16 protein-coding genes and 1 riboswitch are annotated in these 19,749 nt (G+C 56.5%); of the genes, 3 read left to right on the top strand and 13 right to left on the bottom strand.

Annotated elements, in window-relative coordinates; translation table 11 throughout:
* Positions 1–25 precede the first annotated feature (25 nt).
* The 3 genes from QZ516_RS12060 to QZ516_RS12050 all read right to left on the bottom strand — a co-directional run bounded on the left by QZ516_RS12060 (position 26) and on the right by QZ516_RS12050 (position 5,906).
* Positions 26–1,975, bottom strand: a complete 1,950-nt coding sequence (locus QZ516_RS12060; protein ID WP_297190191.1) for a TonB-dependent receptor — start codon at positions 1,973–1,975, stop codon at positions 26–28.
* Between the two features lie 114 nt (positions 1,976–2,089).
* Positions 2,090–2,334: riboswitch (cobalamin riboswitch) on the bottom strand.
* Positions 2,335–2,403: 69 nt separating this feature from the next.
* Positions 2,404–3,774, bottom strand: coding sequence for a DNA repair protein RadA (gene radA / locus QZ516_RS12055; RefSeq protein ID WP_297190188.1), 1,371 nt, complete (start codon positions 3,772–3,774; stop codon positions 2,404–2,406).
* Positions 3,775–3,848: 74 nt separating this feature from the next.
* On the bottom strand, positions 3,849–5,906 hold the full coding sequence (locus tag QZ516_RS12050; RefSeq protein WP_297190185.1) for a TonB-dependent receptor: 2,058 nt from the start codon (positions 5,904–5,906) through the stop codon (positions 3,849–3,851).
* Between the two features lie 130 nt (positions 5,907–6,036).
* Between QZ516_RS12050 and QZ516_RS12045 the strand changes: the two genes are divergently transcribed.
* The 3 genes from QZ516_RS12045 to aceK are packed head-to-tail and all read left to right on the top strand — an operon-like array spanning position 6,037 to position 9,514.
* On the top strand, positions 6,037–7,161 hold the full coding sequence (locus tag QZ516_RS12045; RefSeq protein WP_297190183.1) for a DnaT-like ssDNA-binding domain-containing protein: 1,125 nt from the start codon (positions 6,037–6,039) through the stop codon (positions 7,159–7,161).
* Complete coding sequence (locus tag QZ516_RS12040) at positions 7,070–7,744, top strand: replication protein P (RefSeq protein ID WP_297190179.1); 675 nt, start codon at positions 7,070–7,072, stop codon at positions 7,742–7,744. Before QZ516_RS12045 ends, QZ516_RS12040 begins: the two co-directional genes overlap by 92 nt.
* A gap of 18 nt (positions 7,745–7,762) precedes the next feature.
* Positions 7,763–9,514, top strand: coding sequence for a bifunctional isocitrate dehydrogenase kinase/phosphatase (gene aceK, locus QZ516_RS12035; RefSeq protein WP_297190176.1), 1,752 nt, complete (start codon positions 7,763–7,765; stop codon positions 9,512–9,514).
* Between the two features lie 83 nt (positions 9,515–9,597).
* On the opposite strand, the gene QZ516_RS12030 is transcribed toward aceK, so the two are convergent.
* The 10 genes from QZ516_RS12030 to QZ516_RS11985 form a co-directional block, all read right to left on the bottom strand.
* Positions 9,598–9,996 carry a hypothetical protein gene (locus QZ516_RS12030; protein WP_297190174.1) on the bottom strand — a complete coding sequence of 133 codons (399 nt, stop codon included), beginning with the start codon at positions 9,994–9,996 and terminating at the stop codon, positions 9,598–9,600.
* Between the two features lie 46 nt (positions 9,997–10,042).
* Positions 10,043–10,291: a GlsB/YeaQ/YmgE family stress response membrane protein gene (locus QZ516_RS12025; protein ID WP_293615081.1), complete on the bottom strand. Its 249-nt coding sequence runs from the start codon at positions 10,289–10,291 to the stop codon at positions 10,043–10,045.
* Between the two features lie 62 nt (positions 10,292–10,353).
* On the bottom strand, positions 10,354–11,160 hold the full coding sequence (locus QZ516_RS12020) for a mechanosensitive ion channel domain-containing protein (protein WP_297190171.1): 807 nt from the start codon (positions 11,158–11,160) through the stop codon (positions 10,354–10,356).
* A gap of 23 nt (positions 11,161–11,183) precedes the next feature.
* Positions 11,184–11,570, bottom strand: coding sequence for a TM2 domain-containing protein (locus QZ516_RS12015; RefSeq protein ID WP_297190169.1), 387 nt, complete (start codon positions 11,568–11,570; stop codon positions 11,184–11,186).
* 3 nt (positions 11,571–11,573) lie between these two features.
* Positions 11,574–11,786 carry a DUF4177 domain-containing protein gene (locus QZ516_RS12010; RefSeq protein ID WP_036859116.1) on the bottom strand — a complete coding sequence of 71 codons (213 nt, stop codon included), beginning with the start codon at positions 11,784–11,786 and terminating at the stop codon, positions 11,574–11,576.
* Positions 11,787–11,817: 31 nt separating this feature from the next.
* Positions 11,818–11,982 carry a YqaE/Pmp3 family membrane protein gene (locus QZ516_RS12005; RefSeq protein ID WP_036859114.1) on the bottom strand — a complete coding sequence of 55 codons (165 nt, stop codon included), beginning with the start codon at positions 11,980–11,982 and terminating at the stop codon, positions 11,818–11,820.
* A 121-nt stretch (positions 11,983–12,103) separates the two neighbouring features.
* Positions 12,104–14,359, bottom strand: a complete 2,256-nt coding sequence (gene parC, locus QZ516_RS12000; RefSeq protein WP_297190164.1) for a DNA topoisomerase IV subunit A — start codon at positions 14,357–14,359, stop codon at positions 12,104–12,106.
* Positions 14,360–14,403: 44 nt separating this feature from the next.
* On the bottom strand, positions 14,404–17,220 hold the full coding sequence (locus tag QZ516_RS11995; RefSeq protein WP_297190161.1) for a DUF748 domain-containing protein: 2,817 nt from the start codon (positions 17,218–17,220) through the stop codon (positions 14,404–14,406).
* A 62-nt stretch (positions 17,221–17,282) separates the two neighbouring features.
* Positions 17,283–19,166, bottom strand: a complete 1,884-nt coding sequence (gene parE, locus QZ516_RS11990; protein WP_297190159.1) for a DNA topoisomerase IV subunit B — start codon at positions 19,164–19,166, stop codon at positions 17,283–17,285.
* Entirely contained in the window at positions 19,163–19,744 is a 582-nt protein-coding gene (locus QZ516_RS11985) for a YqiA/YcfP family alpha/beta fold hydrolase (protein WP_297190156.1), read from the bottom strand. The genes parE and QZ516_RS11985 overlap by 4 nt, the downstream gene beginning before the upstream one ends.
* Positions 19,745–19,749: the final 5 nt, after the last annotated feature.

Below are 19,749 nucleotides of genomic sequence, written 5' to 3'. Positions count from 1 at the left end.
CACACCGCTCCCCTGAGCCGACAACTTATTGGGTGAAGCTGTAGCGAACACCCACCATGGCACCAAAACCGAGTGTCTCATAGCCAAAAACCTCTTCATAATCCTCATCCAGCAGGTTTTCCAGCCGGGTATAAATGGTCAGCGAATTGCTCACCTGGTACTGGGCACTCAGATTCACCAGTGTGTAGTCATCCAGCTCAACCCGCGTTGAGGGCTGTGGCCAGGGTGGAAAATACTGGTCATCCTGGTGGCCATTGTACTGGGCATTAAGGACGATATTGAGGCGCTCGGCCACCTGCCAGTTCAGCGTCGTACTGCCGAGATGGCGGGGCCGACGCAGTTCATCCACATCCCGACCATCACTGTCGGGCTCGGTGGCATCCGTGTAGGTATAACTGCCCTTGAGGGATAGGGTCGGCGTCAGGCTGGCATCAAACGTCAACTCCACACCCTGCCGGTCACTGTTACCACTGACATTCTCTGCGGTGAATGCCAAGTGGTCGGGATCATAGACAAACCCGTTGATTTCATTTTCCAGGCGGGCACGGAAATAGGTCAGGCCAAGCATCAACCGGTCATCAAACAGCGATTGATCGACACCCACATCCCAACTGGTGGATTTTTCCGGGCGCAGGTCGGGGTTGCCGACAAAATTTGTATAGAAACCAAAACGCTCGGAGAACGTGGGGTTTTTCACCGCTGTGCCCCAGCTGGCACGGAAACGTGTGGCCGATGCGGGGATACGGTAACTGGCATCGAAGCGCCGCGTGTAGGCGTTCTGAAATTCGCTGTTGTCATCGTGGCGCACACTGGCACCCAATGTCAGCCGGTCCCACAGCGCCACCCGATACTCCAGTGCCACACTGTCGGTTTCGCGGCTTTGGTTCTGATTCGGGTCGCCGAACAGAATGGGGCCTCGCTGGCGGAAATCCTCGGTTTCCCGCTCCAGCAGCAGCGACAGGCGCTGGCTCTGCTCATCCCAGCTGAAACTGGTGAGGTAGCTGTACTGTTTTTTCCGCGTGGCATTAGAACCGGTAGTCGCGCCATCGGTATAGTTTTCATTGTTGTGGCGACTGACCGCCAGAGCGACCCGATGCTGCCAGCGATCATCCAGCAGGGACAAGTCCGCCTGGGCGCGGACAAAACGCTGACGGAAGTCTGATTCATGGTCACCGTCCTCCGGCAAACCGGTAATCAGATCATCAATGCCATCAAATTCATTTTCACCCTCGGTCTGGCGGGCCGTCAGGGACAGGCCCAGGTTGTCCAGCGGTCGCCAGCCAGCGTTGAGGTTGAGAGTGCTATTGCGATAGCCATCATCTTCACTGCCAGAGCGGGAAATATTGTCGCCGTCGGCAGACAGGTGTGAACCACTGAGGTTGATGTGGGCCGTCCCGGCACTGGCACCGATCGTAAAGCCCGTATGATTGGTGCCATGACTACCGCCCTCGGAGAAGACCTGTGCCTGAAAGGGCTCGTCCGCCTGACGGGTAATAATATTGATCACCCCCGCCACCGCATCACTGCCCCAAAGGGCGCTCTGTGCACCGCGCACCACCTCGATCCGTTCGATCCCGGCGGTGGACAGGTGAGCCCAGTTAAATTCATCGGCCTGGGCACCGTCGTTCACTTCAACACCATCCACCAGCACCAGCACATGGTTGCCTTCGGCACCGCGCATTCTCAACTGAGTAGTGGAACCGAGTGGACCACTCCGATTGATGGCGATACCGGGCACATCGCGCAACAGGTCACTGACCACGGCGGCACCACTGACTTCGATATCCCGGGCGGAAATAACATGAATGGCGTTGCCGGTCTGCTGCAACTGAACCGGTGCCAGGGACGCGGTGACCACGACTTCCTGAAGATTATTTTTACCGGTTTCAGTGTCAATCGCCGTTTCGGCAGCCTGTGCGCTGGCAATAGAGATGACAAGGAGTGCCAGGCAACTGACGGGATGAAATTTTTTCATTAACAAGTCTCCGGCGTTCGACCCCGAACGCGTGCTGAGTGAGATCAGTCCACGGAGTTATGATTGGCGATGAAACAGGAAAACTGTCGACACCAACGCAACCACACCCCGTGGTTCGTTTGCGTAGCGACAGGCCGGTCTCCGGACTCATGAGCGGTTTCCCCTGCCAGATCGCCTTCCCATGCATGTGCACAGTGGCTGTGTGATCTGGCGTTTGAACCCGTACTGCGGGTTCACTCAATTACCGTTGCGGGGGCAGTGTCGGGTTTGCCTTTGACTGGCGTCATGGAGCGCACCGACTTCCCGTTTCACCCGACGCACTGAACGCTGCGTCGAGAACCTGTTGCCTAAGCAAGGTGGAGGAATTTACGCCCGGAACCGGGCAAAGTCAATTTGGGTTTTGCATGAGAGACGCGGACAGGGAGGCGTTAGCCAAGGGCATCCAGCGCATCGGTCAGTTTGCGCACCGGTATCACTTCCATCCCCTTGATCGGTTGGCGAGGCGCATTGCCAAAAGGAATAATGGCGCGCTTGAAACCGTGTTTGGCGGCCTCTCGCAGTCGCTCCTGACCGTTTTGCACGGGCCTGATCTCACCGGACAGTCCCACCTCGCCGAAGACCACCAGATCACGGGGCAGCGGGTGATCGCGGAAGCTGGAAATAACCGCCAGGATCAGCGCCAGATCGGCACTGGTCTCCAATACCTTGACGCCACCCACTACATTCACAAAGACGTCCTGATCACCGACCATGATCCCGCCGTGACGGTGCAACACCGCCAGCAGCATCGCCAGCCGATTGTGCTCCAGCCCCACGGTCACCCGCCTCGGGTTGCTCAGGTGACTGTCATCCACCAGCGCCTGCAACTCTACCAACAGAGGTCGGGTACCCTCCCAGACCACAATGACCACGCTGCCGGAAGCCACCTCATCACCCCGTTGCAAAAAGATCGCGGAGGGGTTTGCCACTTCGCGCAGCCCCCTGTCGGTCATGGCAAACACGCCCAGCTCATTGACCGCACCGAAGCGATTTTTGTGGCTGCGCAGGGTCCGGAAATGGCTGTCGCTGGTTCCCTCGAGCATCAGCGAACAATCGATCATGTGCTCCAACACCTTGGGGCCAGCCAGACTGCCATCCTTGGTGACATGGCCCACCAGCAGCAACACTGTGCCCGTCTGTTTTGCGTAGCGAACCAGCATTGCGGCACATTCCCGCACCTGTGAAACGCTGCCGGGCGCCGAGGCAATCTCCTCAAGCTGCATGACCTGAATGGAATCAACCACCAGAATTTTGGGCCGCACTCGCGCGGCGGTGGCACAAACGGTTTCCACGGAGGTCTCTGCCATAATCTGCAACCGGTTTACCGGCAGACCCAGGCGATGGGCCCGCATGGCGACCTGTTGCGGGGATTCTTCACCGGTGACATAGAGCGCCACCTGACTCTCTGCCAGTTTGCAGAGGGTCTGCAGCAGCAAGGTGCTTTTCCCCGCGCCCGGCTCGCCGCCCACCAGAATGCAGGATCCGGGCACCAGCCCACCACCCAGCACCAGATCCAGCTCCTGACTACCCGCGCTGATACGGGGAATATCGGCCAGATCGATTTCCGCCAGCGTGTTCACCACACCGTCGGCAGCCCCGGCAAAGCCACCGCCACTGCGGCTACCCAAGGTGACAACAGCGCCGAGACGCACTTCAGTCAACGTATTCCATGCACCGCAGTCGGGGCACTGCCCCTGCCATTTGGTGTAATCCGCACCACAGTCGTTGCAAACATAGGCGGTGGTTTTCTTTCTGGCCAAGTAACAATCTCCCGAAAATGCTTTTCAGTCTACCATGTGATACCCCCCGATCAGGGGGTTTGACCGTGGGGATATCAGTGAAACTGCAGTGTGGCACGCAAAAATGTCCGCGTTTCAAAACGGTTGGCCTGCTTGAACTCGACGTAATCGCCACCGAGGTTCTGACCGATCAATTCCAGCTTGAGATCCGCATTGCGCAGCGGGAACTGGCGGGCAATCCGTAAATCAAGCCGTCGATAGGCATCGGTTTCGGAGCCCCACAGAATCCAGACCATATCGTCGAGATAGTAATAACCGGCACTCACCTGCCAGTGGCGACCGAGATCATGGGACATCAACAGGCTGGCGGTGTGGCGCGGTGTCGCTGAAGTTTGATAGAGACTGCGAAATGCCATGGGCAAACTGGACTGATCGGCGTCCGCGTAGGCATAGGACAGCCATAAACGGGTGCGATCGGATGCCAGCCAGCGCGCCCCGGTTTCAAATCCCTCGATAGCGGTACTGCCGCCATTGACGTCAAGGATGGCGCCCTGATTAAAAATCGATGCCACCTCCGGGTAAGTGGGGTCCCAGACATATTCAATTTCGTCCTCAAAGGTTTCCCGATAGAGCTTGACCTCAGCGGTCAACCGTTCATCCAACCAGTTGCCGATATAGCCCAGCTCATAACTGCGCAGCCGCTCTGCATCAATGGACTCGGGCGCCATCTGAACGGTTTCGATCGCGGTACCGTCATTCAGCCGCACGGCAATATTGTGAAAATTCTCCACCAAAAATGGTTGCCGCCAGCTCTCCGCAACCGAGACCCGGAACATCTGTCCCTCAGTCGGGGTGAAGTTCAGGCCCAACCGCCAGGACAGCTCACCGGGATTGATGTTGTTCTTTTCATATATGGCACCGGCGTTCAACAACAGTTGATCAGTCAACCGGTACTCGATATTACCCTGCGCCCGGTAGGTCTCCATGGCCTGCCACTCTTTTTGGCCGACGATTTCCAGGCTATTGACCATATCCTTGCGATAACCCAGGCCCCAGGCAATCCGGTAGCGCTGTCCATTTAACAGTTGCTGAAACTCGATATCGCGCCGGTTAACCTGATAGTCAAAGGTGCGACCAATCACCTCCTGTTCCTGTTGACCGGGGATCACCCCACCAATATCGGCGGGATCGACCCCCAGTAAGTCCGACAGTAGCCCGGCAGAAAATTTATCGTTTTCTTCACCGGAGCTGAAGCCGAACTGCAGATACCAGGCACTGCCAGGGTCCGTGGTGCGGGTCAGACGGAGGCTGCCATATTGCTCGCTGGCTTCCTTGGTGCCGACAGGATCCACAGAGACACCATTGCCGCCACGACCCCAGGGGCCCTCGGCGTAACCCAGTTGAAAATCCAGGGAAGTTTCAGGCGTCGCCTGAAAAGTCCCCTGAAAGCGACTGGAACGAGCGATCGACTCGTCATTGACACCGCGGAAGCCATCGGTGTTGAAGTAACTGAGGGAAGCCCGGTAATCCAATTGATCACCGCTATGGGCATAGCGTGCCGCAAGCAGACTGGTGTCGCGGCTGCCTGTCGTTGCGCTGAACCGCCAGCCGGGATTGTGGTAGGGTTTCTGGGTCACAATATTGATGACGCCAACGAAAGCATTGGAGCCGAAGGAAACACCCGCCGGACCGCGAACCACCTCTATCCGCTCAATGTCATCGACAGTGATTCCCAGCCGATCCCAATCCACCAGCCCAAACAGTGATCCCACCACCACACGACCGTCGAGCAAAACCTGCATACGCCGCGAGAGACCGTCGGACTGACCGTGATAGGTCACCGATGCATGGTGATCACGCCAGCTGAGTCCGACCTGAAAGCCCGGCACAAGGCGCAGCAAATCGGGAATTTCGATAAATCCGGACGCTTTAATCATGGATCGGTCAACAACCGAAACGGCCATGGAGGTATCGGTCACCGACTGGGGCAGTCGTGTGACAGACAAAGCCACCGGAATGTCTGCGATCAGATCATCCTCAGTATAACCCTCGACCGAAGCGGCCAATACCGGCAGCCATTTGAGCGACAACAGGACACAACAAAGCCAGCTTGCTGGTCGCCTTCCTACCAAACTGACCTGCTTCGGAACCATTCCATTGCCACCTTGCTGTTTGTTGTTTTTTTTGAAGCGCTATTGTAACGATGCGGCAACCACATAGAAAACCACCTCTGAGCGAATGCGACCGATAAACTTGCCCACCGCTTTCTGATAGAGTGTCAGCATGTCACTGCTCCCGGAAAAACCGCTCATTATTTCTCCCTCCCTGGCCGCTACCATTGGCCTGGAGGAGACAGTTTTACTGCAATTACTCAATGAGCTGATGTGTCATGGCAAGCCCGAACGGCAGGGCGACTACGAGTGGCTCAATATCGATAGCGGGCAACTGCAGAAATTTACCCCCTTTTGGTGTCTCGCTGACCTGCAACGAGTCGTCGGCAATCTTCGGGACAAGGGCATTCTGCTGGTAGCATCGCCCCCCCTGACCGAGGGCAATCTATTGCGCTTTGCCTTTAATGAGCAGTGTGCCGGCAATACCAATACAACGAAGCACGGCGAATTTCCCGCCACACTTCCGGCAACCCCTGCACACCAAAGTACCCGGCCCATACCCCCTGACTGGCGGCCGGAAAATGACGTTCTGCAACAACTGGCCCAGTACAACATTCCAGCGGCGTTCATTGCCGACCAGTTGCCGGAGTTCATTACTTACTGGACGGAGCGTGGCGAGCCGCGCTACAGCTGGGGCTCAAAATTTATCAAGCATGTACTGCGTCTCTGGCGGGCACAGCAGACGGAAACGGCCAGGCGCGGTCAGGACACGCTTATGAGCCGGGACTGGCAACCCTCACAGGATGCCATGGATATTCTTACCCAACAGGCGGCCATCAACCGTAATTTTGTCGAGGACGCCATCCCCGAGTTTGTCCTCTACTGGCTGGAGCGGGGCGAATCCTCCAGCACCTGGAACAGCCGCTTTATCATGCATGTGAAACGCCAGTGGGCCAGATTCACACACACGATGGAGCAGGACACCATGCCCCGCCCACTGGCGGCGGACTGGCAGCCCAGGGAAGAGCTTTTTGAGGTGCTGACGTTGGCGAATATCCCGCGCGATTTTGCCGAACGCCTGGTACCGGAATTTGTCTTGTACTGGCGAGATAGCGGCCAGCTCTATGGCTCCTGGAACACCAAGTTCCTGCAGCAGGTAAAACGGGAATGGTCGCGCCACCAAACACATACCCAGGACTCAAGCGATGGAAAACAACAACGATCTGATCGACCAGGCAGTACGCGGAGTCGCACCCTCGTCGACGAACTCAGTGACCGCAGCTGGGCGACCCCCTGAGCGCCCAGAACCCCTGCCGGAACATCTGGTAGACACCATCAATCAGGTGTTCGCCCTGTTTCGGCTGAACTTTCACAACCAGTTCTACAGTGCCTACTCCGATACCGATCTGCTCAATCAGGCAAAACGCCTGTGGCTGGACGCATTGGCACACTTCGATCGGGATCAGATTCTGCTGGGCGCCAAACGGGTGATCGAAACCTCCGACTATCTGCCCACGCTGAATCGCATGCTGCAATGTTGTGAGGCCTGTCAGAACCCGGCGGGGCTGCCCTCGCCGCGCAGTGCGTATCTCGAAGCCTGCAATGCGCCCTCCCCAAAAACCACTCACCACTGGTCTCACCCGGTGGTCTATCACGCCGGGCTGGCCACTGGCTGGTATCTGTTAACCCATGAGGCAGAGGCAGTCAGCTACCCCCTGTTTCTCGATCACTACCGGCGGCTCTGTCGCGAACTGGGGAAGGGCCGGCAGCTGGCGTTACCAGATCCCACAGGGGAAGCTGCGGAAAAACCACCGCTGAGTCGCGAGGCGTCGCGGCAACGACTGGCAGAACTGAAAGCTGATTTAAAGCTCGATGAATAACGCAGCTGGACTGATCGCATGACCGCTCCGGATCCCCGGTTTTTTCGCAACAGCACTGCCCGGCGGATGGCGAAAACCATCCTCAATGGCTTTCGCAGCTATTTTGCCGATTACCTGAATATGACTCTGGGCGCCAAGGCACGCTTTGAAAAGGCCGACTGGCACGCGGTGCAAAGCGCCAACGTGGACCGACTGGAACTCTACAAGGCCAAGGTGCGTCAGGTGTCGGAGCTGCTCGCCACCGTGACCAACAAGGATATTACCGATCTGGAATTATGGCGCCAGGCAAAGGCCGTCTATACCCAACTGGTTTTTAACTTCCCCAATTACGAAATTGCCGAGACCTTTTTCAACTCCGTGTTTGGCTGCATCAATGATCACGACAAGATTGATGACGACCTGATCTATGTACTGTCTTCGCAAATGGCGTCGATACCGGAAGCGGAATACAGCATTTATGTGCGCTATGAGGGCATGGACAATATCGCCGCCGTGTTTGAACAGATCCTGCTGGATGCCGAGTTCTCTACGCCACCGGAGAACCTCACCAGGGATGTAAACTTCATCGTTCAGGAATTCAACGAGCAGTTGCTACCCCACCTGAAGAATCCGGTTTCGGCACTGCAATTTGATACGCTCGATTCGGTGTTTTATCGCAGCAAGGCGGCCTATATCGTCGGTCGCATCATCGACGGCGACCGGCTTTTTCCACTGGTGCTGCCCGTACTGAACAATGAAAAAGGCGGCCTGTTTGTTGACACTGCCATTTTCAACAAGGAAGAGATGAGCGTGGTGTTCAGCTTTACCCGAACCCATTTTATGGTAGATGCCCCGCTGCCCTACCTCTATCTGCATTTTTTAAAGCAATTGATGCCCCACAAGGGCGACAACGAAATCTACACGTCCATTGGTTTTCCCAAACACGCCAAGACGGAATTCTATCGGGAGTTTGTCAGTCACCTGAGGAACTCTCAGGATCAGTTTGTCATTGCGCCGGGCATCAAGGGGATGGTGATGTCGGTATTCACGCTGCCGTCCTACGATATTGTCTTTAAAATCATCAAGGATCGCTTCGATCCACCCAAGGAGGTCACCCACGAAATCGTGCGGGAGAAGTACAACATGGTCTCCCGGCACGACCGTATCGGGCGAATGGCAGACACCCAGGAGTTTGCCAATTTTTCGTTTCCGGTGGATCGCTTTTCCGACGAACTGCTCGCCGAGTTACAGAAAGTGGCACCCTCGCTGCTGACCTTCGAGGGAGACCGGCTGATCATCAAGCATCTCTATACCGAGCGCCGCATGACACCGCTCAATATCTACCTGCAGCGAGCCGATGAACAACAAACCTGCAACATCATCGAGGAATACGGCAACGCCATCAAACAACTGGCGGCGGCGAATATTTTTCCGGGTGACATGCTGCTGAAAAATTTCGGGGTCACCCGCCACAACCGGGTGGTGTTTTACGATTACGATGAAATCTGCCCATTGACCGAGTGTCATTTCAGGCGCATCCCTCAACCGAAGACTGACGAGGAGGAGATGTCAGCCACCCCCTGGTATACCGTGGCAACCAACGATATTTTTCCGGAGGAATTCCGGTTATTCTTTTCCGGCAATCCCGTTGCCCGGGAAGCCTTTCAGGCGCTCCACAGCGATATCTACGATGTGGAATTCTGGTGGGGGCTGCAGGAACAGATCCGCAACGGCAAAATTGTCGATGTATTTCCCTATCGCCGCAAACGGCGCTTTGATCGCGCCCGCTGATCGCCCATTCAAATATTGATGTCCCACAGAAAACGCAGCCGATCAGCTGCGTTTTCTGTGGGACAGGGATGGAAAGGGCGCAATTAATCCCAGAAGCGCCACCATTTGCGACTGTGCTCCTGGCGCATGTCCTGGCCCTGCTCAGAGCCTTTGCCAAGTTCCTTGCGCTGCTGCTCGGCCTTCATCTCCCGCTGTTTTTCCATATCCCTGGCCTCTTCCCTGTCACGTTCCTCCCTGGGTTCATGCTCATCGCGGTCCGGATCACGCAGTCGTCGCTGCTCCTCTGTCATCTCCCGTTTCTGCTCCATGTCTTTGAGCATATTTTTTTCGCGCGACTGTTCCGTTTCCCGGATTACCGGGGCCTCGTCTTTCATAACACCTTTGCCACTTCCGGCATGCTCCGGCTTCTGAGCCAGTGTCACCGACGCAATACCAGTGCCCAGCAAAGCAACCATTGCAATAGATAGGATCGTGCATTTCATCGTGTTCTCCTCAGTTTTTACCAAATAGAACAACTGCCGGAATTCACTATTTTCTCAACTGCCGGTAAAGCAGCAAAATCAGAATCGCGCCCACCGTGGCCGTGGCGATACTGGCCAAACTGAAGCCACCCGCACCACCGAAGCCCAGTAACGAACCAATCCAGCCACCGACAAAAGCGCCGGCAATGCCCAACAGCACCGTGAGAATAAACCCACCACCATCCCTGCCCGGCATGATCCATTTGGCAAGAATTCCGGCCACCAGGCCAAGTACAATCCAGGAAAGAATACCCATGTGTGCCTCTCTATTTATAGAACAAAAAAGGCCCCTTGACAGGGGCCTTCAGCATTTGACCTTCAAGCATTATCGGATGCCGGGTACAAATGCACATCGCGCTGCGGGAAAGGAATGGAAATCTCTTCCTTATCAAGGCGTTTCTTGATGGCCTCGGTGAGATCCCAGTAGACCCCCCAGTAATCACCCGTGGCAACCCAGGGCCGGACTATCAGATTGACACTGCTGTCCGCCAGCTGGGTAACCGCGATATTCGGCGCCGGATCTGCCAGCACACGCTCATCCGCTTCGACCACTTCACGCAGCACCGCCTTGGCCTTGTCGATGTCATCGCCGTAACTGATACCGATAACCAGGTCGACCCGGCGGGTATCGTGGGTGGAGTAGTTGGTAATGGTGCCGCTCATCACCTGGCCATTGGGAATCACAATCCGTTTGTTGTCCGGGGTGTTCAGCTCGGTGGTAAACACCAGTATTTTCGACACCGTACCGCTGACCCCTGCCGCCTCGATATAGTCTTCAACACGAAAGGGGCGGAAAATCAGAATCAGGACACCGGCGGCAAAATTGGCCAGCGCGCCCTGTAAAGCCAGGCCGATGGCGAGACCGGCGGCACCCACCACGGCCACCAGGGAGGCCGTGTGTATACCCAGCTGACCCAGTGCTGCAATACAGACAAAGGTCAGAAGTGCGTAGTAAACCAGCGTAGAGACAAACTGCTGAATCGCCACATCCATGTCTTTCTTTTTCATCAAACCGGCTACCAGGCCCCTCAGCCAGCCCGCCAGAAATTTACCCACAAAAAAGATAACGGCTGCCATAACAACCTTCAGGCCATAAAAAATAATGGCATTTCCTATCGTTTCCATCACACGCTCCATTAAGTAAAAAATCAGTTCTGACTGTGACCAGTCTCCGCTAACTGCGATTCAGCCAGGTCGTTGTTATATCGCAATACAATGCGCTGAGAACAGAACAGCGCTGGCAATTCAATCAAGGTAATCACGAACAGCAAACCAAGTCCCCAGCGCCATTGACCCGTGAACAGGCAGGCCATACCGGCCAGAAAAACAGCCAGATTGACTGCGCCGCGAAACCAGCGCCTGAGATAAAAATGGTGCAGCCCGGCGATAAACAAATAGTTCAGCACCGCATAGCTGTCCGGATCTTTGAGACGTCTCGCCATACGCCCGTGAAAAACCCTGCGCTGCTCTGCGGGGAGTTCCGCAATTCGGTTGCGAAGCTGGTCTTCCCGGTATTGTTCGTCGCGGAAAGACACCGGTTATTTGCCCAGGGTGACGATGACGGTTTCCCGTGCCCAGAACAGCCAGAGGCGACGCCTTTCCACCACCTGAAAAACCAGTTGCCAGCCGTCGGCCGCCTGCTCATTGAGGACCGTTTCCATCTTTTTCAGGGGGAAGCCGGACGCGCCAAGAAAAATCGTTCCCAGGGCGCCCTCACTGATGGCCATCACCTTGTATTGACTGAATGCCATGCGGGTTTTCTGCCCCCTGCCAATATTCGGTTCAGGCCAACGTCACCCAAAGCGCATGCAGGATACCCGGTACCCAGAAGCACAGGCAGAGCACAATATTGATCACCAAATCCTTACCGGCACCCTTTTTCAGGAACACCGCCAGTGGTGGCAGTAACAGCGACGCAATAACCAGCAACACCTTATTATTATCCATCTGTTCATCCTCTGGACAAGATTTATACGGTGGGCCGCAGCCCCGCTCTAACCGTTTTAAATATAATGAAAATCACTTAGCTGGTAAACAGCCATGTGAGGGCAACACGCCCAAACCGGGGCTAATCATTGCCGGCCACCTCCACCCTGTCCACTTTCTGGAAGCCCCGGGGCAGCTTGTTGCCGCGGCGGCCCCGCTCTCCACGGTAATGCTCAAGATCGCTGGCCCTGATGTTCAGATGCCGTTTACCTGAAAACACCAGCAATTGCTGCGCCGGGGTCACGACCGCCACCGCCACCATAAACTCTTCCCGGGACTGAACTCGGGAGGAGGGAATACTGAGTATCTTGTTTCCCTTGCCTCGCGCCAGGCGGGGGAGTTCCGCCAACGGAAACGCCAGCATACGGCCCTCGTTGCTGACGGCCACCACCAGACTGTTTTCACGGTCAGAAATCGCCACCGGTTTTATGACTCGACCGCCCTTGGGAATCGTCAGGGTCGTTTTACCCGCCCGGTTTTTACTGTGCAGGTCTGCCAGATTGGCCATAAAACCGTAACCGGCATCAGTTGCCATCAGCACCTGCTGCGAATCCTCGCCCATGATCACGCTCACAAAACCGGCCCCGGACGGGGGGTTGAGGCGACCGGTGACCGGCTCACCCTGGCCCCTGGCCGAGGGCAGGCTGTGGGCCGCCAACGAATAGGTTCGACCGGTGGAGTCCAGCAAAACCACCGACTGGTTACTGCGCCCCCTGGCCGCACAGAGAAAGCGATCGCCGGATTTGTAGCTGAGTGATGTGCCATCGACCTCGTGGCCTTTGGCAGAGCGTATCCAGCCCTTCTCCGATAACACCACGGTTACCGGCTCGGACACCAACAGTTCGGTTTCAGAAAATGCCTTGGCTTCCTCGCGACGGGTCAGCGGTGAGCGGCGCTCATCGCCGAATTCATCGGCCACGGCCAGCAATTCATTGCGCACCAGCGTCTTGAGACGCTTTGCGGAACCGAGAATTTTTTCCAGCTCGAGCTTCTCCGCCGCCAGCGCTTCCTGTTCGGCACGAATGCGAACTTCCTCCAGGCGGGCCAGTTGGCGCAGTTTGGTATCGAGAATGTACTCTGCCTGAATATCACTGAGGCCAAAACGCTGGATCAATACCGGTTTTGGCTCATCCTCACTGCGAATAATGTGAATCACTTCATCAATATTCAAAAATGCGATCAACAGGCCTTCCAGCAGGTGTAACCGGTGATCCACCTTGTCCAACCGAAACTGCAACCGGCGGCGCACAGTACCCATGCGGTAGGCGAGCCACTCGGTGAGAATTTTATTGAGGGGCTTCACTTCCGGGCGACCGTCCACCCCGATCATATTCAGGTTAACCCGATAGTTCTTTTCCAGATCCGTGGTGGCAAACAAATGCTGCATCAGCCCGTCCAGATCAACCCGGTTGGAGCGGGGTACAATCACCAGTCGGGTCGGGTTCTCGTGATCGGATTCATCGCGCAAGTCCGCAACCATCGGCAACTTTTTGGCCTGCATCTGGGCGGCAATCTGCTCCAGAACCCTGGCGCCTGACACCTGAAAAGGCAGCCCGGTGACGATAATATCGCCCTGTTCTGATTGCCAGACAGCGCGCATTTTCAGGCTACCCCGGCCGGTTTCATAGGTTTTCAGGATGTCTTCCCTGGGCGTGATAACTTCCGCTTCGGTGGGATAATCCGGTCCCTGTATATGCTCGCACAATTCCGCCGTGGTAGCGCCGGGCTGATCCAGCAAATGCACACAGGCACTGATCAGCTCCCGCAGGTTGTGCGGTGGAATATCTGTGGCCATGCCCACGGCAATACCGGTCGTACCATTCAATAACACATGGGGAGCACGGGCCGGCAGTGTAATGGGCTCATCGAGGGTACCGTCAAAATTGGCTTTCCAGTCAACCGTGCCCTGGGCCAATTCCGCCAACAGCAGCTCGGCAAAATGCGCCAGCTTCGATTCCGTATAACGCATTGCAGCAAAGGATTTTGGGTCATCGGAGGAGCCCCAGTTACCCTGGCCGTCCACCAGTGGGTAGCGGTAGGAGAACGGTTGCGCCATCAATACCATCGCCTCGTAAGCCGCGCTGTCCCCATGGGGATGGAATTTACCGATGACGTCACCCACAGTGCGGGCGGATTTCTTGTGCTTGGCCGTGGATTTGAGCCCCAGTTCACTCATGGCATAGATGATTCGCCGCTGAACCGGCTTCAGGCCATCACCGATATGCGGCAATGCCCGATCGAGAATCACATACATGGAGTAATCAAGGTAGGCTTTTTCGGTATAGCTGCGCAGCGGTATCTGTTCAATCGCCGGATTAATGATGGTGGTCTCTGTCATAAATTTTACTGCTCGTGCGGTGACAACGGGTTTGCGGTTATGGATTACTGGCCAACGGTAATGGACATCTCCGGGCGCAGGGTACTGGTCTGATCAAGTTTTCCAGTACAGAGGACCATCTGCCCCTGATCAATACCCCGATCAATCAGGTACTGCTTGGCGGCTGCGGTGCGCTGATTGGCCAGCGCGGCCAACCCGGCAGATTGCTCTGCCGTGATGTCGGGAGGCGGGGGATTTTCCTCTGATGACTGCGGACTTGCCAGCTCATCCGGTGAAAATTGCGCGGCCCAGTCCTGCAGGGTAGCGGGCGCACAGAACACCAATTGCAGCTGCTGGCGTTTTTGCAGCATGTCCGAGAGACGGTTGAGATTAGCCTCGCCGGCATCATCCAATGCCGCCGTACCCGGCGCAAAGACCACCGGCTCAAACCCCATCCCGGCCAGGCTGTCGCCAACCAACGTCTTCACCACCAGCCCAAAAGGCAGGTAATAATTGATCACCGTCTCTTTAATCACCTTGAACATGACCTTGTTGACAATATGCCTGATGGAAAAAGTCGGCGAATTGATATTGCCGCTAATCGGCAGCTTCAATTCGATCATGCCATTTTTATCGCGCAACAATGACAGAGCGAACTCCAGCGGTACGCCCAGCTCAGCGGCACCCGCTTCAAGGTCGGCTTTGCTCACCGGTGATACCTGCAGCTTGTGGAAGCGGGTGGTGACCACCGCATCAATGGTATCTTCAAGAATATCGACACTCATGTCGACATCTACCAGCCCCTGGTCGAGGTGATAACCGCTGAATTTTTTTGCGTAACCGGAAATGTCGCGCACATCAATGCCTTTGATCTCCCCTTCGAGATCTGTGCTTATGGTGTCGCCAAAGGGGGCAATCTGGCCTGCCAGGGACAGCGCACCAAACTGATTCAGAGCCATATTCAGATTCACATCAGCAGAGGTATCAGGTCTGTCACCGCCAAGATGGCTGACCCTTACATCAACGTCAGTAAAGTGTTGATCCAGCGGCGGCGACACACTTTCGTCCAATACGTGCAACCGGCCCTGCTCGCCAATCGTCAGAGACGCCAGTTGCAGCTTTAACGGCGGCGCGTTTTCTGTGGCGGGTTGCGGTGCAGAATCCTCTGACCCACCCGCAGCCGGCTCGTCATCCTGCCCCAGCAAAACGGCGAGCTCGCTGAACATCGACAGCATGCCATCGGCATTGCGGTGCACAAAGATCTCGGGATCGTCTATCTGGAGTTTCCCGAGACTGAGCGTACCGGAATTTTTTGCCAGGTTGTCCAGGGATAACCGGGGGATTTGCACATAGTGACTCACCTTGGCGGTACCCGGGGCGGGCGCAAGAAAATCCACCGTGGACACCTCCAGCCGGGCCAGCTCGACCTGATCGCCGGCAAGTTTCAACTGTTGCAGACCGAGCGCATCGAGCGACAGTAACTCACGATCGGCGAAAACGGCCAGCGATCCCAGTTGCAGATCACCCATCTCAAAACCCATGGCAACGGGTTCCTCCGCTGGCGGTTCAACACCCTCCGCGACACCATCATTTTTTTCCGGCGTCAGCGCAAGCTGATTGATCAACGCCGGAGCAAACACCAGTGCACCCTGCGGGCCGGTCTCCAGGCGCACCTGAAGGTCGCCCAGCGTCAGTCCGGCGATAGCGACATCCCGGTTCACATCAAGCCCCCGCACCTCAAGACTGTCCAACGCCAGTGCCTCCTCTGCACCGGGGAGCAGGTTGAGATGGCCGAGGGCCAGGGTATCCACCGCCACCGCTGCACCTGCCAACCGCATATCGCTGAACCGCAGTTTGCCGGCAGACAATAGTGGTCGGTCAGCCGCAATGTCGAGTTGCCGCAGGGCAAACTGCTTCAGCCTGATCTGCCTGTCGTCTGCCTCGCCACTCGCATCGACAGCCCCCTGGGAAGCGGTCTCGGGCGAGAGCTGGCCCACGCGTTTCAGCAGTGCCGGCGCAAATGTCAGACCATTGGTCTGGTCGAGTGCCAGCCCGACAGCAAGGGCATCAAGCGATACGGAATTCAGTTCCACATCTTCCGCAAGGTTGAAACCGGTCAACACCAGCTCATTCAGTTGCACGGCAGGCGTGTCCCCCGGCAACAGAGCCAGCGACTGAAGATTGACCGTCTCCAACTGCCAGCGAGTCATATCGGGACTGCTCAGACCGGTGACGGACAGTGACTCGACCGCCGCCAGTTGCAGGGGGTCAAGCCGGTCAAACCAGCGCAGCCCACGGAGTGATACGCCGGGCAGCGACAGTGAGGGCATCTCACCCAATGCTATGGTGAGGTCACTGAGCCGCAATGCATCCAGCCCGGCACACTGGTTCGCCTGCTGTTCACCGCGCTCATTCATCGGGAGGTAACAAAATGTCAGATCGCGAAGCTGAAACTGATCCAGCGCCAATCGCTCAAACAGTGGCGGGCCCGCTGTATCCGGCGCGGCCTCGTCGGTGGGCAATGGGATACCGCCCACACGCAGACCGGAAGGCGTCATCGCCAGATCAAGCGTCAACCCTTCAATGGATACCTCTTCAATGTCCAGGCTGTTTTCAAAGAGGGGGTTCCAGGCAATATCGAACAACAGCTGGTCGAGTATCAATCGCTCACCGTCGGGAGACTGGATGTGGACGTTGTTCACTTGCACCGTGCCCAGCATCGGGCGGATTTCCACATAACCGATATCGGCATCCAGCCCTTGCTGCTCAAGCCAGACAGTGCCTTGCCAGCGAATCATAAACGGCAGCAGTGAAAGCACCACAACTACCAGCAGCGCAACGCTGATCAGACTCCAGCGGAGAAACATCTGTAGCTTTTTCATGGAATTTTCTCCCCGGAAACATTCCGTCGAATCATACCGCGCACTTACTCATTGGCCAGGGCCTAGACATCCGCCAGATTGCCGCTCAGCTCCAGCCAGGCCTTGCGGTCTGACGCCCGCTTCTTCGACAACAGCATGTCCAGCAGGCTATTGGTATCGTCACCGGCTTCAATGGTCAGTTGAACGAGCCGGCGGGTGTCCGGATCCATGGTGGTCTCGCGCAACTGGATGGGGTTCATTTCACCCAGCCCCTTAAATCGCTGCACATTGACTTTGCCGCGCTTTTTCTCCGCTTCAATGCGATCCAGCAGCCCCCTCTTTTCCCCTTCATCCAGCGCGTAATACACGTCTTTACCCACATCAATCCGATACAGGGGCGGCATGGCCACATACACGTGCCCCGCCGCCACCAGTGGCCGGAAGTGCCGCACAAACAGGGCGCACAGCAAGGTGGCAATGTGCAAACCGTCTGAATCCGCATCGGCGAGAATACATATCTTGTGGTACCTGAGTGCCTCCAGCCCCTCACTGGCCGGGTCGATACCCAACGCCACAGAGATATCGTGTACCTCCTGGGAGGCGAGGATTTCCTGACTGTCCACTTCCCAGGTATTAAGAATTTTTCCCCGCAGCGGCATGATCGCCTGAAACTCCCGGTTGCGGGCCTGCTTGGCGGAGCCGCCGGCGGAGTCGCCCTCCACCAGGAACAGCTCCGACAACTCGGGGCTGCCACTGGAGCAGTCTGCCAGCTTGCCAGGCAGCGCCGGTCCGGCCGTAATGCGCTTGCGCGCGACCTTCTTGCTGTCCTTGAGTCGCCGCTGGGCATTGTTGATACAGAGTTCTGCCAGCTGCTCGGCATCTTCCGTGTGCTGGTTCAGCCACAGGCTGAAAGCATCTTTCACAACGCCCGATACAAATGCCGCCGCCTCACGGGAGGAAAGGCGCTCTTTGGTCTGGCCGGAAAATTGCGGGTCTGCCAGTTTGGAGGAGAGGACAAAACAGCATTTCTCCCAGATATCGTCCGGCGCCAGCTTGACACCGCGCGGCAGCAGATTGCGAAACTCACAGAATTCCCGCAGGGCCTCCAGCAAACCAGTGCGCAAGCCATTGACGTGAGTGCCACCCTGCGTGGTGGGTATCAGATTAACGTAGCTCTCCTGGGTCAACTCACCGCCATCGGGCAGCCACTGCAGCGCCCAATCCACGGCCTCGCTCTCGGACGAGTAACTGCCGGTAAAAGGGGTTATCGGAAGCACCTCCCAGCCAGTGGTCGCCCCCTGCAGATAATCGGCCAGGCCATCCTCGTAACACCAGCTTTCGGTTTGACCGCTGTTCTCGTCGGTAAAATTTACCGTCAGCCCCGCACAGAGCACCGCTTTGGCTCGCAGCACATGCCGCAAGCGGGAAACCGAGTACTTGACCGTATCAAAGTATTTTGGATCCGGTAAAAAGCGCAGCTCGGTACCGGTATTGCGCTGGCCACAACTGTCCACCACTTTCAGGTCAGAAACCTTGTCACCGCCGGCAAAACCCATGCGATAAACCCGGCCATCGCGGCGAATCGTCACCTCCAGCTTGCTGGATAACGCATTGACCACCGAGACACCCACACCGTGCAGACCGCCGGAGAACTGATAATTTTTGTTGGAAAATTTGCCCCCCGCGTGCAGCGTGGCAAGGATCACCTCAACCCCCGGCAACCCCTGCTCGGGATGAATATCCACGGGCATGCCGCGGCCGTTGTCGGCCACCGAAAGCGAACCGTCGCGGTAGAGAGTGACGTCGATTTTGCTGGCGTGGCCGGCAAGAGCTTCGTCGACACTGTTGTCGACAACCTCCTGGGCCAGGTGGTTGGGGCGAGAGGTATCCGTGTACATCCCCGGACGTTTTCTGACCGGGTCGAGACCTGTGAGAACTTCAATATCTTCAGCGGTATATTTATTCATGAAACCCCGGTTGCTAACCCCAAAAATTCGATAATGGCAGGCAGGTGACGCTCATAGTGTTGAAAACTGTGATCACCGCCCTGCTCAATGGTCATGCGACAGCCGTTGTATCTGGATTCGGCCAGCCGGTAATCCAGCACCTCATCACCGGTTTGCAGCAGCACCCAGTAATTGGCGGGATGCTGCAACTCCGGGACATCCAGGTTTTTCACCGCATCCACATGGCGTTGCTCCAGCTGATAGCGCTCGCCGGTATGGTAGTTGGCATTGACACCCAGATACTCCCCCATCCATTCATACGGTCTTACAGCGGGATTCACCAGCACCGCTTTAAGCCGGTATTTTTCAGCCAGCCAGGTGGCATAGTAACCACCCATTGAACTGCCCACCAACCCCACCGGCGCGTCCGCTTTTTCTATTTCCGCCTGAAGTTGACCGATTGCCCTGGCCGGATCATTGGACAGAGCGGGACAGAAAAAAGAGACGTCCGGGCAGTTTTTTTCCAACCATGCCGCAGTCTGGCGCGCCTTGAGTGAAGCGGGCGAACTATTGAAACCATGAATGTAAACAAGAGACATGATTG

Origin of the sequence: uncultured Porticoccus sp. (genome assembly GCF_913061305.1) — a bacterium.
In the GTDB taxonomy this organism is placed as follows: Bacteria; Pseudomonadota; Gammaproteobacteria; order Pseudomonadales; family Porticoccaceae; genus Porticoccus.
The sequence above is the reverse complement of the archived record's forward strand: the minus strand, read 5'-3'. Positions and strand labels throughout refer to the sequence as shown.